We start from the raw sequence: 15,580 nt of genomic DNA on the forward strand, positions 1-15,580 counted from the left end.
GTCCGGCCAACGACTCAGGAGCAGAAGCGGAGCGCATCGTCCCGGGCTCCAGGGAAACGGTTTGCCGCGCCATCAGGTCTCAGCTGCCGCTTCGGAACACAAGGCACGCCAGACGGACCGTCATACCAGGGCTGTCGGCGTCGGCGAACCGACAGATCCTCCAGTTCGAGCGCGAGCGCGGCCTGTCCAGGGGTGATGTAGCGCTCGCATTCCGACGCTGGACCCTGCGTGCCGGCCGACCCCGTGGTGCTGATGAGTGGCTCTACGGGTATTCAGACGTTGTCAGAAGCAGGGTCCGACAGTGGCATGTGAGACCAAACCGCGGGCCGCAACTTGCAGTTGTGTTTCCCATGCCGCCTCATCGAGCCCCAGCGTGTACTCGATGCAGCAGGCGCATGGCGGGAGTAGCACCACGAATGCTTGCTCCTCAGCGGTCTCGACCTCCATCTCCGACCACTCGTCCGATGCCAACTCGACAAGATCCACCTCCCCGGCGGTGAATCGCGCGGCCAGCCTGCGCAGCGCGTATCGCCGGGCCAGGTGGCGATCGGGCAGAAGGATCCCCAATTCTTCGAGAGCCTGCTCGAATGCGTCGCGGATGTCCCGGGGGTCCGCATGACGCGGCAGACCGGCGAGCTCACGCAGGGCCGGCGCGTCCGTTCCGATTGCGAGCGCCTGGGCAGCGGTCATCGGCAGCTCTTCCGGACACACTTGATCCGCCTGATACAGCCACGCCTCCACCAGAGGCGGATAGGCGCTGCGGACAGGGCTGTCAGGTTCGGATGGGTCGTCTACCGCTGCCATGATTCACACGATGCCAGCACGGCTCGCGAGAGTGCCCGGAAAATTCGACCGTCCCGGCAGACCGCCCTGCGGGCTGACCCAACTCGTGCTGCCCCGGTGACACTCCGCGACCGCCCCCAAGATCTGTGCCAGAAGCGAGAAACCAGGTGGGTCAGAGCCAGACTCCCTGCCTCAGGTGGGGGAGGGAGTTGGTACGAGCGGAGGAGGTGGCCCGGCTGCTGCTCACCGCAGGATGAACCCATGTCCCGATCCCACAAGAAGAACCTGGCCGCAGCCCTCACCGCCGGGAGGGCGAGCTGGGCATGCCGGGCTTCCCCGCGTCGACTGATGGCTACGCCGCCGTTGCCGACGTCGCGACCGCCCAACTGGCCAACGCGGCCCTCGACCTGCTGATGGCTGTCGTTGCGCTGCTCCTCGCCCGCCTGCTGCGAACTCCCCTGGTCCGCTGGCCGGCGCTCATCGTCTCCTGGGCGGGCATCGCGATGGTGGGGTGGGCGCGGGTGTTCTCGGCTTCGGCGCCCGCGCGGCGGGCCTGACACCGAGCCTGGGTGAGACCCCTCCCCGCATACCCACCACGCTCGCGGCCTTGCTTGTCGGAACATGTGGGTGACGGCCTGGACCATCGCCACGGTCTCCGCCATGCGCAGCAGCCACAGGCAGTGCGCCGCCCGCGCCAACCTGTGAGGTTCAGCGTCATCAGCCGACGTAACGGGTTGGCAGCGAACCATCAACTGCCAAATCGACCTTGGACTTCGACGTGCCCGAGCTGGCCGCGCTCGGCGAGGATGACGACCACGGCCAGGATGCGGCCGGCCGGGGAGACCCCGTCATGAGCGCCTTGACCTCCCAGGCCGGTGCGGAGCGGCGCCCCGCCGAATTTCCGTGTGCCGCCGGGGAGGGCATCGGTGCGCCGGGCCCGTCGCGACGCAATCATGGACGGTGTCATGCGGCCGAAGGGGACGGCCGCCGAGCGAAGGGGGAAGTCCATGGTGTTCGTCGGCACTCACGCCGAGTGGGGGCGCATCGATGCCACGTTGCCGGACCTCGGGTGCGGTCAGGACCGCACCGCGCTGCACCACAAGTCGGCCCCGGTCACGTGCCGTGAATGCGGGTGGCGCCTCCACCTGGTCCACGTCACCCACGGCGGCCGGGACTTATGGCACCTGCGGCACGCCGACCGTGCGCCGCAGTGCGCGGCCGCCGAGGAGAGCATGGCGCACCACCTCTTGAAGCTGGACCTGGCCTGGTACGCCCGGGACGCCGGCGCGGTGGTCGAACTGGAGGCCCGGGCGGACGACGGGGCCTGGACGGCGGACGCCCTGGCGACGATGCCGGACGGGCGGCGCGTGGCGCTCGAAGCGCAGCTGGCGCCGAAGTCCGCAGCGGACATCGAGATGCGCACCGCCCGGTACGCGGCCGCCGGGGTCGAAGTCTGCTGGTTCAGTGACCGGCGGAAGGTCCCCTGGCTGGACAGCACTCCGGCGGTGCGGCTGGCCCGGGCCGAGGACGGCGGGCCGCTCCAGGTCGTGGCCGGCGCGGCCCGTTTCGTGGCGGGGTGGTGCGCCGAGCGGCCACGGTGCGGACAGGTACCGGGGGCGCTCCCGTGCTGCGGCCACGGTGGGTGGGAGGACGCCGAGGTCCCGCTGGACCGGTTCGTGGCCGCCGTCTGCTTGAACACCGTTCGCCCGTACCGGCTTCGGGTGGGGCCGTCGGTGCTGCGGTGGATCACGCGCCCGTATTTCGACCTGGAGGCCCAGCAGCTGGCGGCGACCCAGAACCTGGAGCGGGCCGCCGTGCGTCGGACGGCGGCCCTGCGGCGGGAGGAGCAGGACCAGGCCGCCCACATGTCCTACATCGAGGCCCTGCTGCAGCGTCAAGCGGCGTTGGCGGGGGTGGTCGGCGCGTACGTGCATGAGGAGACCGGACAACCGGTCAAGACCGGCCGGGACCCGGAACCCGCCTTCGCCATGGGCCTCCCGGTCACGGTCCACGGTGAGCTGTACGGGGTGATCTGCCCGGTGGCCGGTCGGATCCCCGCGCAGCGTGAGCAGCTGGACGGCCTGGTCCTGTTCGCCGCGACCCAGCGGGAGGCCGAGCGGATCGCCTCACAGGCGGCCCGGGGCCAACGGGTGGTCGTCCTCCAGGTGCCGGAGCAGCCGACCACCCCGGCCCCGTCATCGCCGGCGGGGGGCAGGGGCCTGACCCGGGTCGGCCGCGGGCCGGGGGCGATCAGCGTGCGGGAGGCGGTCCGCATCATGACGGGGGTCGACCGATACTGACCCGCGCCCAGCCGCGGGTCGGGGTGGTGACGGGTCAGCCGGGGAAGGGGACGGCCGCGTACCGGACGCGTTCGGCCTCCGCCCGGCCCCGGCGGTCATCACACCCGGGCCAGCCACGTTCAGGACGAAGTCGCGGCACCGGGCGCCGGTGAGCCGGACGACGGCGTGAGGGTGCACGAGACACCCCCCGCCGTACGGGGCCGAGGATCCCCACTCCGGTAGGGCGTTCCTCGGGCGCCGGCCACCATGGACTCGTGGTCGGCGGGACCATGCACGAGCTCGTTGGGCCCCGCCCGCATCAACGATCGCCAACTCCCGTCGACGTACGGAGGAACGGGGTCTGGGTCAAGGACGTTGCGGGGCAGGCCGTGCGGCGCTCCCGGCGTTCGCGAACGTCAGGGTCCCGGTCGACTTCAGGGCTGCCCCGCCGTCGGCCGACTGGACCGTGAGGGTCCACTCGTGCACGCCGCCGTAGAGGCGCTTGCCGCTCTGGTCCGTACCGTCCCAGGCGACGTCGATCAGCCCGCGGGCCTCTCCCCCGCTGCGTATCACTGAGGTGATCCCGGAGGTCGTGTTGCGTACCGTCAGCTTCCAGGAGGCGGCCGGCTTGGACAGCCACCAGCGCGTATTGCCGCTGGTGGTGCTCTTGGCCGTGACGGTTGCGGGGATCGACTGGTCGATGACCGTCAGCGGTGAGGTCTTGCCGGTGACTCCGACGAGGTGGATCTCGTCCTGGGCATCCTTGTCGTCGATGTAGGCGACGCCTCCGCCGAACCGGTCGACGGTCCACTGCTTCCAATAGGTGGACAGGTAGGCGGCGTGTTCGCGCACGACCGCGCCGGAGCGCAGATTGTACACGTACAGACCGTCGCGCGTCCGATTCACGACGTATCCGTCCCCGAGCTGCGCCTCGCTGCGTTCCGTGTCGGCGAAGGGCAGCGGGAACGCCTTGCCCGTGGGCGTGTGGAAGGCCGAGTAGGTGTAGGTGGAGGCGTTGCGCGAGCACCACGTGTAGAACCAGTCACCGGCCACCTGGAGTTCGCCTGCACGGCAGCCTGTCCGGAGGTCCACCCGTTTGACGACCTGGTTCGTGCGCACGTCCGTGGCGGCGACGACTCCGGTGTCACCGTCGGGCCGCCACAGGAGGGAGCCCCAGAGGGAGAACACTCCCGTCGCGTCCACGTTGACGTCGAGAACCTTCCCGGCGTCGATGTCGACGACGAACCCGCGGGCTTGACGGTTCACGGTCGCGATCGCCCAGATCACGGCGTAGCGGCCGGAGGCTGCTTTGACCTCCGCCATCCTGAGCGGTCCGGTGGCGGGCGTGCTGAGGGGAAACGTGCGGCGGACTCCGCCGGGGCGCGCCTCCTGAACGAGGAAGTCGCTGTTGCATGCCGTGTCGAGGCAGTTGCTCTGGATGCCCGGGGTGGCCGAGACGAGCCGCCCGTCTCCGGTTGCCCACCCCACGTCATATGAGGGGTGGGAACAGATCAGGTCGTGCATGATGCTGCAGCTCCACGCGGGTGCGGCGGAGACCGTCATGGGGCCCGAGACCGAGGCCCGGTAGGCGTGGGTGCTGTGCTCGAAGTCGTCGATCTGACGGACCGTCAGCTCGCCGTGCGTCAGTGTGGGCCCGTAGCGCTGGACGGGTTGGGACGGGAGGGGCTCCAGCTCCTCCGCCACCGGAATGCCGTGGGCGTTCAGCGAGATGCGGTGGATGCCCCAGTGATAGCGGTCCGGCCCGCCGATGGCGTACAGGTTGCCGTCGGTACCGGCCACGGGGTCGGCCGCGAGTGCGGGCAGGACGGTGCGCGCCGTTCCGCCGGCGAGTGGGTACGCCACCAGCTCCGCCGCGGAGAGGCCGCCGCGGCCATTGAGCACCCAGTCACCGGTCTGGTGCAGGTAGCCGTGGGTACCGACTGCGGTGATCGTCCTGGGTGCGGCGGTGCCCGTCCGGGGCACCAGACTGATCTTGTCCTTCCCGGCGAACACTGCCGTCCACTGCCGGCCCAGGCCGGCGGGGACGTCTCCCAGGTCATTGGCTTGGGCCGGCAGCGGCAGGGCGCGCATCGTCGCCGAGGCGTAGTCGACCAGGCCGAGACGCACGCCGCCGGGGCCTTGATAGCGGAGCAGCGCGCCCTGCGCATCCGTCTGCTTCACGGAGACCTGGCCGTCGATCTGCTCGGACGTCGATACGAGAACGTCCTTGCGCGGTTCGTTGCTGCGGCCCAGCAGGTGCAGGGCGAGCGTGCCGTCCGCCCGCTTTTCGGTCGTCAGCGCCTGGGTGGCCGAGACTGCGGGGAGCCAGGTTCGGTTGGGCTGGGCCGGCAGGGCTTCGGCCGTTCCTGTGGCGAAGTCGCGGATGCTCAGACTGTCCCCGAGACCCGACCCGGCTCGGGGTGTGCACGCTTCCATGTCGCCCAGCCGCAGGGTCCAGGCGTAGTTGCTGCCGTGGCAGTAGTCGCTGCCGGTCTCCTTGCCGTCTTTCAGGCTTCGCCAGTAGGGGGCCCCGTTGACTTCCGGTTGCATCTGAAGTCCGGTGCCGGCAGCGGCGAGCTGCCGCTTGGGCGCCTTCACGCTCGGTGCTGCGGCGATCACCGCTTCGCCTCCCGGCACAGGGGCCGCGCCTGCGACGGATCCCAGTGCAGTGGCAGCCAGGATCAGAGTGAGCCCGGCGGCGCCGAACACACGTGATCGTTTCATTGGGGGTCCCCACCCTCGGATGAGCGCAGGGCGCACTCACGTGCCCGACGCCCCTTGCGGAAAATTGAGCGGAGCATAACAAGGGGGTGGGGACGACAAGGCCTCGGGCTGCTGCAATGCGGCATGGCGGCAATGCGGCATTGCGGCATTGCGGCATTGCGGCATTGCGGCATTGCGGCATTGCGGCATTGCGGCATTGCGGCAACACAGGGTCGCCAGGATGCCCAGGCCGCGCCTTGTGGAGCACCAGCAGGGGTCGCGAGGGCCCACACCGCGCGATCACCACCACCGCCTTGGACCGTCGCCGCCGCCTCATCGGTCGACCTACCGCCTGAGCCGGGCGAGATGGCGGACGGCAGGGGATCGACGCAGGTCAGGGGTGGTCCTGGGCAGGGTGATGGGCGAGCTATCGTTTCGCGGTGATCAAGAACAGGATCCTGTCCACCCTCCTCGTGGCGGCCATGGTGGCCCTGGCGGCACCGTCCGCCTCGGCCGAGCCGACCACCTACGTCAGCACCGGCCCGGTTTTCAATGACCCCAAGGACCCCGGCGGGGTCAAGCAGCGCGCCATCCTCAGCCACCTCGGCCGCCTCGTCAACGGCGCCACCCCCGGCTCGACCATCCGGATATCCCTCTACGTCTTCGGCTCCGGCTGGCTCGCGGACCAGCTCGCGGCGGCCCACCAGCGCGGCGTCAACGTGCAGGTGCTCGTGGACGACGACTCCGTGAACGCCCCCTGGATGGGCACCTCCGGCAAGACCGTGCAGAGCAAGCTGGAGACGGCCTTCGCCAAGGCGCCCGGCGCCGGGCAGCAGTTCGGCAGCTCGTGGTTCAAGAAGTGCGCCGCCGACCAGGCCTGCCTGGCGAAGGGCAGCGGAGGCGTCAACCACAACAAGTTCTTCCTCTTCTCCCGCACCACCGGCAGCGGCTCCCCCACCACCGGAGTCCCGCTCGACGACGTCGTCGTGCAGTCCTCGGGGAACCTGACCTCCGCCGACACCGACGAGCTGTGGAACGACGCCATGACCGTGGTCGGCAACAGCGCCCTGCACACCGGCTACGTCACCTACTTCGACCGGCTCACCGCCGCCGCGCAGACCGGGCCGAACGACCCGCTGCGCGCCGCCGATCTTGACATGGATGTCCAGGCCGGGCCCGCGAAGGCGTACTTCTTCCCCCGCAACCCCGAGGACGTGGTCGTCAACATCCTGACGACCATCGCCACTCCGGTCTCCCCCAGCACCCCCGTGTGCCACGGCAACACCCCCGGCCACGGCACCGCCGACGGCCGTACGGTCATCCGCATCGCCAACGGCCACATCTCCCGCCCCGCGGTCGCCCGCGAGCTGTGGAAGCTCGCCGATGCGGGCTGCTACGTGGACGTGGTCTACGGCAAGCTGTCCGACTACGAGGCCGTCGGAGAGCACCGGGAGACGGCGTACTGGCTGACCCGCTCCACCGCCCTGGGCCGGATCACCCTGCACCGCCTCAACAACGACGACCACACCGACCCGGCCACGGGCGCAGCCGGCACCGCGAGCCACACCAAGTACCTGCTCGTGGAGGGCGCCTACAAGGGCGTCAAGGACCAGAAGATCACCTGGACCGGCAGCCACACCTTCACCGGCCTCGCCCTCACCGCCAACGACGAGACCTACCTGAAGTACGAGGACGCCGCCGTCCACGACGCCTACCGCGCCAACTTCCGCGCCCAGCGCGCCGCGGCAGCGGCGGAGTCCGGCTACGGGGGCGCCCTCTGACGGACCCGCCCGGTGCCGGGACGGCCGGACTCAGTGGTCGCGTCTTCACCGGCGCCTGCACCGGCCCCGGCGTCCGACGCCGCCACGGCCAGGACCGGAGCCTGCGGGGCGGTGCCCGGGGTGGGGGGCACCCCGCCGAAGGGCAGGACCCGCACGGTGCGCACCGCGTCCGCGCCGACCGTGCTGTCCGCCTCGGCCACGATGCGCGCGGTGATCACCTCAGCTGGGTGGCGTAGGCCGGGGAGTCCGGGCGCAGGTCCAGCCGACCGGTCTCGGGGGGCAAAGGCGACGGCCTGAACGTGGTCGGGCAGTTGTGGGGCGACGGCGGCCGCGATGGCCGGCCGCCTCGGTCCAGTACGGCTCCCCCGGCCGCCGGCGCCCCGGGCGGCGGGCGGCGGGTCCGGACGTACACCCTGCTCGGCGCACGGGCCGCTGACGGCCAGCCGGTCCAGGTGCCCAGCAACCGACCCGCTGGGACGATGGACGGCGACACGCACGAAGGCTGTGGCCCGGTGCAGGGTCTCTGCCCTGATGATCACGTGTTCGTGTCCAAGCGTGTGTTCGGTGGGCAGCCGGTCATGCGTGTGCACCTCGATGACGACGGAGACTGGCAGGCGTTCTCGGGTGCCGAACCACGCTGGTTCGGACGTCCGCGGCTGCTTCACGCAGCTCACCTGCTGGAGCTCGACCCGTCGTTGGCCAGCCTGCCTGCCCTGCCGCTGGGCCACCTCGCGACCCGTGACGAGGCTTCCGGGACAACCTGGCAGGTCTTTCAGAGGTGACGGTCAGGCACGGAGCCACAGCCGGACCGCGCCGACAGTACGGTGCCGTGCCGTAGGCCCTCCTGGCGTCCTCCGCTCGACTTCGCTGCGGCGTTTGCGGTGGCCCGCTGCTCCTTCGGCACGGGGATGTTGTGCTTGATCCGGCGTCTTCCCAGGTAGCGGCAGTTGCGGCGTGAGCTGTAGGCCTTGTCGCCGGCCAATGGTCCGGCCGGGTACGGGCCGTACGCCCTGCGGGCGGGGAACGCTGACACATTCGAGGACCTCGATCATCTGCGGTGCGTCGCCCCACTGGCCCGGCGTGACCAGGCACGCGAGCGGGCGGCATCCGCCTTCAACTGCGAGATGGAGTGCGCTGGTCAGGACGCCCCACGACCGTCCGAGCCCTTCGTCAGAGCGGTGGTCCCGGAGCGTCGTCTCTCTTCGGGACGCCTGGCTTCTTCTCTCGGGCACCGGCCGCGTGCTGGTGGGCAAGGCTGGACCTCGAGTCGACGCTCACCATGCTCCGGGCGATACGGTCCGCGGATCGGTGTCCATCACCCGCACCGCCCGGGGGAGCGGGGAGCCCGAGGGGGCGGGCCCGCCGACCGCCTCGGAGATCTCCCGGCTGCTGAGGCCGTCCGCGGACGTGCGGCCCGTCACATTCGTGGGTCTGTCCGATCCGACTCGGAGGCGAGCCCGAGGTGCGCCACGATGTCCGTTGCCGCCGGGAACAGGGAGACAATGCGCATACCGCGACTCTAGGCTCGGCCAAGGGGGGGGCTGGACCTGCCAGGGCGTCCTAACATTCGTGCATGCCGCGTGGCCGCCGTCAGGGAACCCGCACGTCGGCCTCCTCCGCCTGCCCAACGGGTGCGCGCGCCTGCCTCACCGGTCTCCCAGCTGGTCGTGGTGGAGTGCCTGCTGGTTCCGTCCGATCCCCGCGGGCGCGAAGGTCGATGCGAAGAAGTCCAGGGAGACGGTCGCCTGGTCACACTCGGCGAGGGCGCGGCCGGGTCATGGGGGTGGACTGCCGTCGTGCCGGTGACGTCCAGGAATTCGGAGGCGCCGGTAGTCGTGCGTCTCATACCCTCGGCCCGCACTGACCCGTCGAGTATCACCAAGGATTTTGTGAATCACTCCGATCTCCGCGCCAAAGCCCCCTCGCTCGCGGCCGGCATGGCCGCCGCCGATCACAGCCCGGACATCCAGCTGTCCCAGACTCGCCACCGCGCCGCGCTCGTGGAGAGCTGGCACATCGCTCCCGGCTCAACCGTCCTCGAGCTGGGCTGCGGCCAGGGCGACATGACCGCCGTCCTTGCAGAGGCGGTTGGACCCAAGGGGCGCGTGGTGGCCGTTGACGTGGCCGAACCCTCCTATGGGGCGCCGGTCACGATCGGTGAATCGGCAGCCCGGCTCATGGCGGGCCCACTCGGGCCACGCCTCGATTTCCGCTTCGGCACCGACGTCCTCGACCCGTCGGTCGACTTCCCCGAAAACACCTTCGACCATGTGGTGCTCGCGCACTGCTCCTGGTACTTCGCATCGCTCGGACAACTGCAGGACACGCTGGCCCGGGTCCGGCCGTGGGCACGACGACTGCGGTTCACCGAGTGGGACCTGACGCCCACCTCCGACGACCAGTTGGCGCACCTGCTCGCCGTGCTGATCCAGGGGCAGACCGAGGCCGCGGGCTCACATGGCCAAGGCAACGTCCGCACACCCTTCTCCCGTGAGTGCCTGCTGCGGCTCCTGCCCGACGCCGACTGGACGGCCGACGGCAGCAAGCCGGTCGACACCCGGGAACTTCAGGACGGCGACTGGGACATCACGGCTTGCCTCGACCTGGTCGAGAGGGATGACCATCTGGCCGTGCTGCCCGAGCCGGTGCGACAGCTCGTCCTGAGCCAGACCGACGTTCTCCGGGCCATCGCCAAGCCGCGCGGCAACCGCGCACTCGCCGCGTATTCAGTCACCGCGCACTGACATACGACCCCGGCGACCGGCCCGGTCAGAGTTCGGGCGGGGGATGCGGAGGCGTCGGGCGAGACCTTGGCCGACCGAGCTGCCGTGATCGAGATCCGCGCTGGAGGTGCCACCGGCGTCGTCCCCCCGCTACCGATGATGAAGCCCCGCCCGGTGCAGAACTCGCGCAGGGCGGCCGGGCCGCCGCGCTTCGTTGCTCGTCCGGCGGGGGGGCATCACCCCACGGGTCCATCGGGTCAGGATGTGCCCGGGCTACCCGACCCGACCGGGTAGAAGTACAGGTTCCCAGCAGTTGGCCCCACCTGCGGGCACGTTCGGCGACGCCCTTAGGATCGGACGATCCGGTGCATGCAGGGGGCGAGCACCACGGCACGGGGGACACGCAATGAGACGGCGCTGGGTCAAAGTGCTGGTGGTCGTGGTCGTCATCATCGCCGGGCTGTTCGTCGCCGTGGACCGGATCGCGGTGCACTACGCCGAGAAGGAGGCCGTCACACTCGCGCAGGAGAGGTACGGCTACGGGGCGGGATCGACCAACGGCTCGGCCGAGGTCTCGATTCACGGCTTCCCCTTCCTCACACAGGCCGCGGACCTCCGCCTCGACCACGTGACCCTGCGGGCGGGAAACTTCTCGGTCAACACCACGGTCAATGCCCAGGGCGACCACCTCAACGTGCGCACGCTCGACCTGGACCTGCGGGGCCTGACCGTGTCCTCGCTCACCGCGCGCAGCGCCGGTGCCAACCTGGTGACCGGCCGCCTCACCATCGGCTACGAGGACCTGTCCGGCGTGGTGTCCCGGCTGCTCGGCGAGGGCGGCGCCCTCACCGTCGCACCGGACACCGGCGGCACCGACGATGCCCAGGAGGCCGGCCTGCGCATCACCGGGACCTGGAACGGCCGACCGCTGGACACGGTGGCCACCGTAGCGGTCGCGGCCGACGAGTTCGAGCTGCGCGTTCCCGGGCTCGGCGACAGCAAGTACACCTGGCGGGTCCCCATGCCCCAGAACGTCAACTTCACGGCGGCCCGCTCCACCCCGGGCGGGCTGGAGCTGGAGGCCACCGGGCACCAGGTCCTCCTGGGACGCTGAACGGATACCCCGCCCGCGACCCTGCCCCTACTCCGTAGCGAGGCCGCCCACCTCCGCGCCGCGTCGAACTCGCAGAGCCGGCAGGTGACCGAAGCGGGTGCACACGAGCGGCACCCGCGTACGGGGAGGGTGCGAGGCCGCGTCCCTGGCGTGGCCACGACGCGCCCGTCGCATCGAGCGAGGTACGGGCCGCGCGCGGCAACGGCTCGCCCTCCCCCGTCTCCAGCAGCCCGCCCTGGAAAAGACGATGAGCACTCGCGCGAAGAGCGCGGCGGACGCCTGCAGTTGGCGGAGGCAGCAGACGTGGTGGTCGGCGTCCACGCAGCGGATGCTACGGCCACGCTGTTCGGCCGAAACTCCCACTACCGCGGACCACCCCAGACCCTAGACTGCGACCGCTCCAAGACCTGGAGATCACCGGGAGGGCGTTCAGATGAAACGAGCACTGATCAGCGCATCCGCGGCCGTGGCGTTAGTCGTGTCCGGGGGGAGTGTCGCCACCGCTTCCGATGGTGCTCCGCCGCGCACCACACACGGCCCTTGCCAGTACACGCAGACCCCGGACGAGCCGCCGGCGCGCCGTGTTCCGCTGCCGCCCGACCCGCGGCGCACCCCCAGTCGTGGCACGGTTGATGTGGCTGTTCCGACCAGCCAGGGGCCACTCCCGCTGAGTTTGGACCGGGCCAAGGCGCCGTGCACCGTCCAGAGTTTCCTGCACCTGGCACGGCACGGGTTCTACAACCGCACGGTGTGCCACCGTCTGACGGCGTATCCGACGCTGAAGGTCCTGCAGTGCGGCGACCCGACCGGTACCGGCGAGGGCGGACCCGGGTACAAGTACAAGGACGAGCTCCCGGTGGACCTGCCGCCCGCACCCACCGACCCGACCGGCACCCGCCGCCTCTACGCACGCGGCGTGCTCGCAATGGCCAACGCAGGTCCGGACACGAACGGTTCACAGTTCTTCGTCGTCTACGGCGACTCCGCGCTGCGACCGAACTACACCGTCTTCGGCACCGTCGGCGCCGACGGCCTGCAGACACTCGACAACGTCGCCGCCGGAGGCATCGAGCCGACAGCCGAGGACCCGGCACCGGTCGACGGCACACCCGCGCTCCGCACCGAGCTGCTGCGCGTCCGGCCGTCCTGCTGACATAGACGCACCGCGACGCGGCCACGTCCTCCATGAGCATGCCTGGCGCCTGTGGCCGCCTGGGCCGGCCATGACGGCCGCGGCCGCGCCGCGAAGGCTGCCGGACGATCCGCGGGCGCGGGGGCGACGCTGCGGCCCCTCGCCCCGCGGGACGAACGTATCGAACTCGAAGACCTCCTCCGCGCCCACCAGCAGCGCGACCAGCTCGAACTGGATTTCCTCGCCGACCTCCAGGAACGCAAGGCCCTCGCCTCCAGCACCTCGGTCGACGTCACCAGCCAAGGTCCCCTGCGGGGCGAGAGCCCGGCGCGCCGAGCAGGCCGCCGCCCACCGCCCGCCTCCGGCAACAGCAGCGCACCGGCGGCATCACCGGCGACGATGGAACAGCTGTGGACCGGCTGCTGCGCGTCCTGGGGCAGTGGGAGCACAGCCGCGCCGCTCCTCGCGCGCGCGGCCGACCACACCCCGCTGCCCGGTACCGACGCGCGGCTGCCGGTCGAGGCAATGACCGCCTGCGGCTGGCTGCACCTCCCTGGCGCTCGCCGAGGACGGGACGGGCCCGCTCACATTCGGGGGTTCGCACGCCCGCCACCGAACCGCACACATAGTCGACCATGGTTGTTGACCAAGGAAAAATCATCGGTCCGAGCTGGAAACAACCGTTGGCAGGCAGGGCAGCGGGTGGCCTTGGCCTATGCCTCCCTGCGCGAGGCACCACGATCCGAATCCCCCCGGCGCACGCCGGAGAAGTCACCGTGACGGCGGCCGAGGCGCGACAGCGTTGACGGCGGCCACCAACACGGCCGCGTCCGACGGGCGGGGGTGGGTCAGCTGCGGCGGGTGAGGGTGTCCGGAGCGCCCACGGACTGAGCCCCCTCCGACTCCAGGGTCACACGGTCGGGCTGCGTCAGGGTCAGGACGTAGAGGTTGCCCCGGGGACACTCGAAGGTGGCCGTGCGATCGGTCGGGTGGCTGGTCACCGCCGCGAAAACAGCGGAGTCCTGACGGATCTGCCGCAACTCCAGCGCCTCCGTGCAGCCCAGGTTCCGCCCGGTGAGCAGCTCCTTGACATCACTGACCTGCCGGCCCACCAGCTCGCCGACCGCCGCGGCGCTCAGGGTGACCGTGACCGAGAACGGGCCCGTCCTCGCCCGGGTGATCCCGTCCGCGTCCGGCGTCCCCGGCCCCGTGCCGGACCAGGTCCCCACCCACGAGGCGGGCAGCACAACCGCCCCTGACGCGGATGCGGATGCGGAAGCAGATCCAGAGGCGGCCGGGGTCGGGACGTCCTTGCCGCCGCCGTCACGGTCACCGTCGCGGTCGCCGTCCATGAGGAGCCGGAGAGGGAACGCAGCCAGGACCCCCAGGACGGCGACCGCGCCGGCCGCGGCGTACAGCCGGCCCCGGCCGGACGCCCGTCCGGCAGCGGACACAGCAGGGGCAGGAGCCGTAGGAGACGACGGCACAGCGGGCGGGCCCGCCGGTACAGGCGGCACCGGCACCGGCGGGGGTGGTGGGGTGAGGAGGCGGGCCAGCTCGCTCTCCCGGCGGGCGACGTCCTCGGCCAGGGCAGCCGGGACCACCGTCTCCCAGTCCCCCAGCCCCCGCCCGTCCGCGATGGCGGTCAGACGCCCGTGGAGTTCCACGGCAGTGGGCCGCAGTGCCGGATCCTTGGCCAGGCACTCCCCCACCAGTACGGCCAGATCCTGCGGGACACCCTCCAGACCAGGCTCGTCATGCACGATCCGGTACAGCAAAGCCGGCAGCTGCAACTCCTCACCCGCAGCAAGGAACGGGCCACGCCCGGTCGCCGCGTGGACGAGGACCGCGGCCAGAGAGAACACATCCGCCCCAGCCAGCACCTCAGCACCAGTGGCCTGTTCCGGAGCCAGATAGCCGGGAGTGCCGATGACCGCACCGGTCTGCGTGTAACGGGCATCGCGCACCCCGCGGGCGATCCCGAAATCGATCAGGAAAGGCCGCTCGCGGCCCAGCAGCACGTTGGCCGGCTTGATGTCACGATGGACGACCCCGGCCGCCTGCACCGTGACCAACGCAGCCGCCAGCTCCCGGGCCAGACAGTACAAGGCGGGCACGGGCAGCGGCCCCTGCCGGTGAACCCAGTCGGCCAACGACGGCGCCGCCACATACTCCGTCGCCAGCCACTGCGGCGCAGCCCCCGGCGGACTGAAATCGACCACCGAGACCGTCCACGCGCCCCTCACCCGGTCGCTCGTACGTATCTCCCGATCGAAACGCTCGGCGAAATCCGCCGTCTGACTCAGATCCCGGTGCACGGTCTTCAACGCCAACGGCCGCCCCGAGACGGTGCGGGCCAGGAACACCTCGCCCATCCCGCCCTCACCCAACCGCCCCAGCAGCCGGTAACCACCGATCTCCGACGGATCATCGGGCCGCAAATCCTGCACCGACGCCACCCCCACCCCACGCCTGATACCGCCGCGCCCGAGACGGGCCGCCCTGATCACGCCACCCTAAACGCCCTCACGCGCCACAAGGCAGCACCAGGGTTCAGCGAGCTGCCCGCTGGTCATACACGGCCAGTGACAACGCCCGCATCGCGGCATGCGCACGCCCGGGATCCGCGCCCTCGTCGACCGCCTCCAACGCGGCAGCCGCCGACACCCGCACGGCCTGCGGCAGCCCCTCATGCGCACAGACCCGGTAGGCGACACTTCGCCGCGCAGCACGCTCCTCTTCACTGACCCCGAAGGTCGTCAGCGGGAAAGCCGCCGCTTGATACGTCGCCACACTCACCAGCACCGCGTCCGCGACCCCCTCCGCATACCCACCCGGCACCACATCTCCAGAACCCGCAACCGAACCAAGGTCAGGACCGGGACCGTCGGCGGGACCGGAACCAGGACCGGGCACAGGACTGGGACCGGAACCAGGACAGGGCACAGGACTGGGACCGGCAGCAGGAACGGGCACAGTACTGGCGCGGGGGCCGGCCCCGGTGCCGGGAACGAGGGTGGGGTCGGGGCGGAGGAAAGCGGCCACATGCCGGCGCGACAGGAAGG

Annotated in this window: 12 protein-coding genes and 1 pseudogene; 8 read left to right on the forward strand and 5 right to left on the reverse strand. The window is 70.9% G+C overall.

Annotation, left to right across the window (positions count from 1 at the left end):
* Nucleotides 1-282: 282 nt before the first annotated feature.
* Nucleotides 283-804 carry a hypothetical protein gene (locus tag E6U81_RS40570; protein WP_206310043.1) on the reverse strand — a complete coding sequence of 174 codons (522 nt, stop codon included), beginning with the start codon at nt 802-804 and terminating at the stop codon, nt 283-285.
* A 302-nt stretch (nt 805-1,106) separates the two neighbouring features.
* Between E6U81_RS40570 and E6U81_RS29405 the strand changes: the two genes are divergently transcribed.
* Together E6U81_RS29405 and E6U81_RS29410 are read left to right on the forward strand one after the other, a co-directional pair.
* Nucleotides 1,107-1,340, forward strand: a complete 234-nt coding sequence (locus E6U81_RS29405; RefSeq protein WP_136233066.1) for a hypothetical protein — start codon at nt 1,107-1,109, stop codon at nt 1,338-1,340.
* A 408-nt stretch (nt 1,341-1,748) separates the two neighbouring features.
* The gene (locus E6U81_RS29410; RefSeq protein WP_136233067.1) at nt 1,749-3,083 is read left to right on the forward strand and encodes a hypothetical protein; all 1,335 of its coding nucleotides are present in this window, start codon (nt 1,749-1,751) and stop codon (nt 3,081-3,083) included.
* A 345-nt stretch (nt 3,084-3,428) separates the two neighbouring features.
* On the opposite strand, the gene E6U81_RS29415 is transcribed toward E6U81_RS29410, so the two are convergent.
* Nucleotides 3,429-5,681, reverse strand: a complete 2,253-nt coding sequence (locus E6U81_RS29415) for a hypothetical protein (protein ID WP_136233068.1) — start codon at nt 5,679-5,681, stop codon at nt 3,429-3,431.
* A 524-nt stretch (nt 5,682-6,205) separates the two neighbouring features.
* Between E6U81_RS29415 and E6U81_RS29420 the strand changes: the two genes are divergently transcribed.
* Nucleotides 6,206-7,546, forward strand: a complete 1,341-nt coding sequence (locus E6U81_RS29420) for a phospholipase D-like domain-containing protein (protein WP_240804080.1) — start codon at nt 6,206-6,208, stop codon at nt 7,544-7,546.
* On the opposite strand, the gene E6U81_RS40575 is transcribed toward E6U81_RS29420, so the two are convergent.
* A complete protein-coding gene (locus E6U81_RS40575) occupies nt 7,528-7,764 on the reverse strand; it encodes a hypothetical protein (protein ID WP_206310044.1) in 237 nt (78 codons plus the stop codon). The two genes, E6U81_RS29420 and E6U81_RS40575, sit on opposite strands and share 19 nt — an antisense overlap.
* Before the next feature lie 261 nt (nt 7,765-8,025).
* Here E6U81_RS40575 and E6U81_RS29430 point away from each other — a divergent pair, with 261 nt between their 5' ends.
* Entirely contained in the window at nt 8,026-8,328 is a 303-nt protein-coding gene (locus tag E6U81_RS29430; protein ID WP_136233069.1) for a hypothetical protein, read from the forward strand.
* Between the two features lie 3 nt (nt 8,329-8,331).
* Here E6U81_RS29430 and E6U81_RS29435 read toward each other — a convergent pair.
* Nucleotides 8,332-8,842, reverse strand: a pseudogene (locus E6U81_RS29435) (IS5/IS1182 family transposase); the annotation flags it as partial.
* A gap of 593 nt (nt 8,843-9,435) precedes the next feature.
* Between E6U81_RS29435 and E6U81_RS29445 the strand changes: the two are divergent.
* The 4 genes from E6U81_RS29445 (at nt 9,436) to E6U81_RS29460 (ending at nt 13,295) form a co-directional block, all read left to right on the forward strand.
* On the forward strand, nt 9,436-10,290 hold the full coding sequence (locus E6U81_RS29445) for a class I SAM-dependent methyltransferase (RefSeq protein WP_136233070.1): 855 nt from the start codon (nt 9,436-9,438) through the stop codon (nt 10,288-10,290).
* A gap of 385 nt (nt 10,291-10,675) precedes the next feature.
* Entirely contained in the window at nt 10,676-11,383 is a 708-nt protein-coding gene (locus E6U81_RS29450; protein ID WP_240804081.1) for a DUF2993 domain-containing protein, read from the forward strand.
* Nucleotides 11,384-11,816: 433 nt separating this feature from the next.
* Nucleotides 11,817-12,536, forward strand: a complete 720-nt coding sequence (locus E6U81_RS29455) for a peptidylprolyl isomerase (RefSeq protein WP_136233071.1) — start codon at nt 11,817-11,819, stop codon at nt 12,534-12,536.
* Nucleotides 12,537-12,587: 51 nt separating this feature from the next.
* Nucleotides 12,588-13,295 (forward strand): hypothetical protein, encoded by a 708-nt coding sequence (locus tag E6U81_RS29460; RefSeq protein ID WP_136233072.1) that lies wholly within the window; start codon nt 12,588-12,590, stop codon nt 13,293-13,295.
* A gap of 68 nt (nt 13,296-13,363) precedes the next feature.
* On the opposite strand, the gene E6U81_RS29465 is transcribed toward E6U81_RS29460, so the two are convergent.
* Entirely contained in the window at nt 13,364-14,974 is a 1,611-nt protein-coding gene (locus E6U81_RS29465) for a serine/threonine-protein kinase (protein ID WP_136233073.1), read from the reverse strand.
* Between the last annotated feature and the right edge of the window lie 606 nt (nt 14,975-15,580).

The organism is Streptomyces sp. A0592 (assembly GCF_004795115.1).
Classification (GTDB): domain Bacteria; phylum Actinomycetota; class Actinomycetes; order Streptomycetales; family Streptomycetaceae; genus Streptomyces; species Streptomyces erythrochromogenes.

Coding starts and splice junctions, on each gene's coding strand:
- E6U81_RS40570 (WP_206310043.1), bottom strand. CDS start 804: ATGGCAGCGGTAGACGACCCATCCGAACCTGACAGCCCTGTCCGCAGC.
- E6U81_RS29405 (WP_136233066.1), top strand. CDS start 1,107: ATGCCGGGCTTCCCCGCGTCGACTGATGGCTACGCCGCCGTTGCCGAC.
- E6U81_RS29410 (WP_136233067.1), top strand. CDS start 1,749: ATGCGGCCGAAGGGGACGGCCGCCGAGCGAAGGGGGAAGTCCATGGTG.
- E6U81_RS29430 (WP_136233069.1), top strand. CDS start 8,026: ATGGACGGCGACACGCACGAAGGCTGTGGCCCGGTGCAGGGTCTCTGC.
- E6U81_RS29450 (WP_240804081.1), top strand. CDS start 10,676: ATGAGACGGCGCTGGGTCAAAGTGCTGGTGGTCGTGGTCGTCATCATC.
- E6U81_RS29455 (WP_136233071.1), top strand. CDS start 11,817: ATGAAACGAGCACTGATCAGCGCATCCGCGGCCGTGGCGTTAGTCGTG.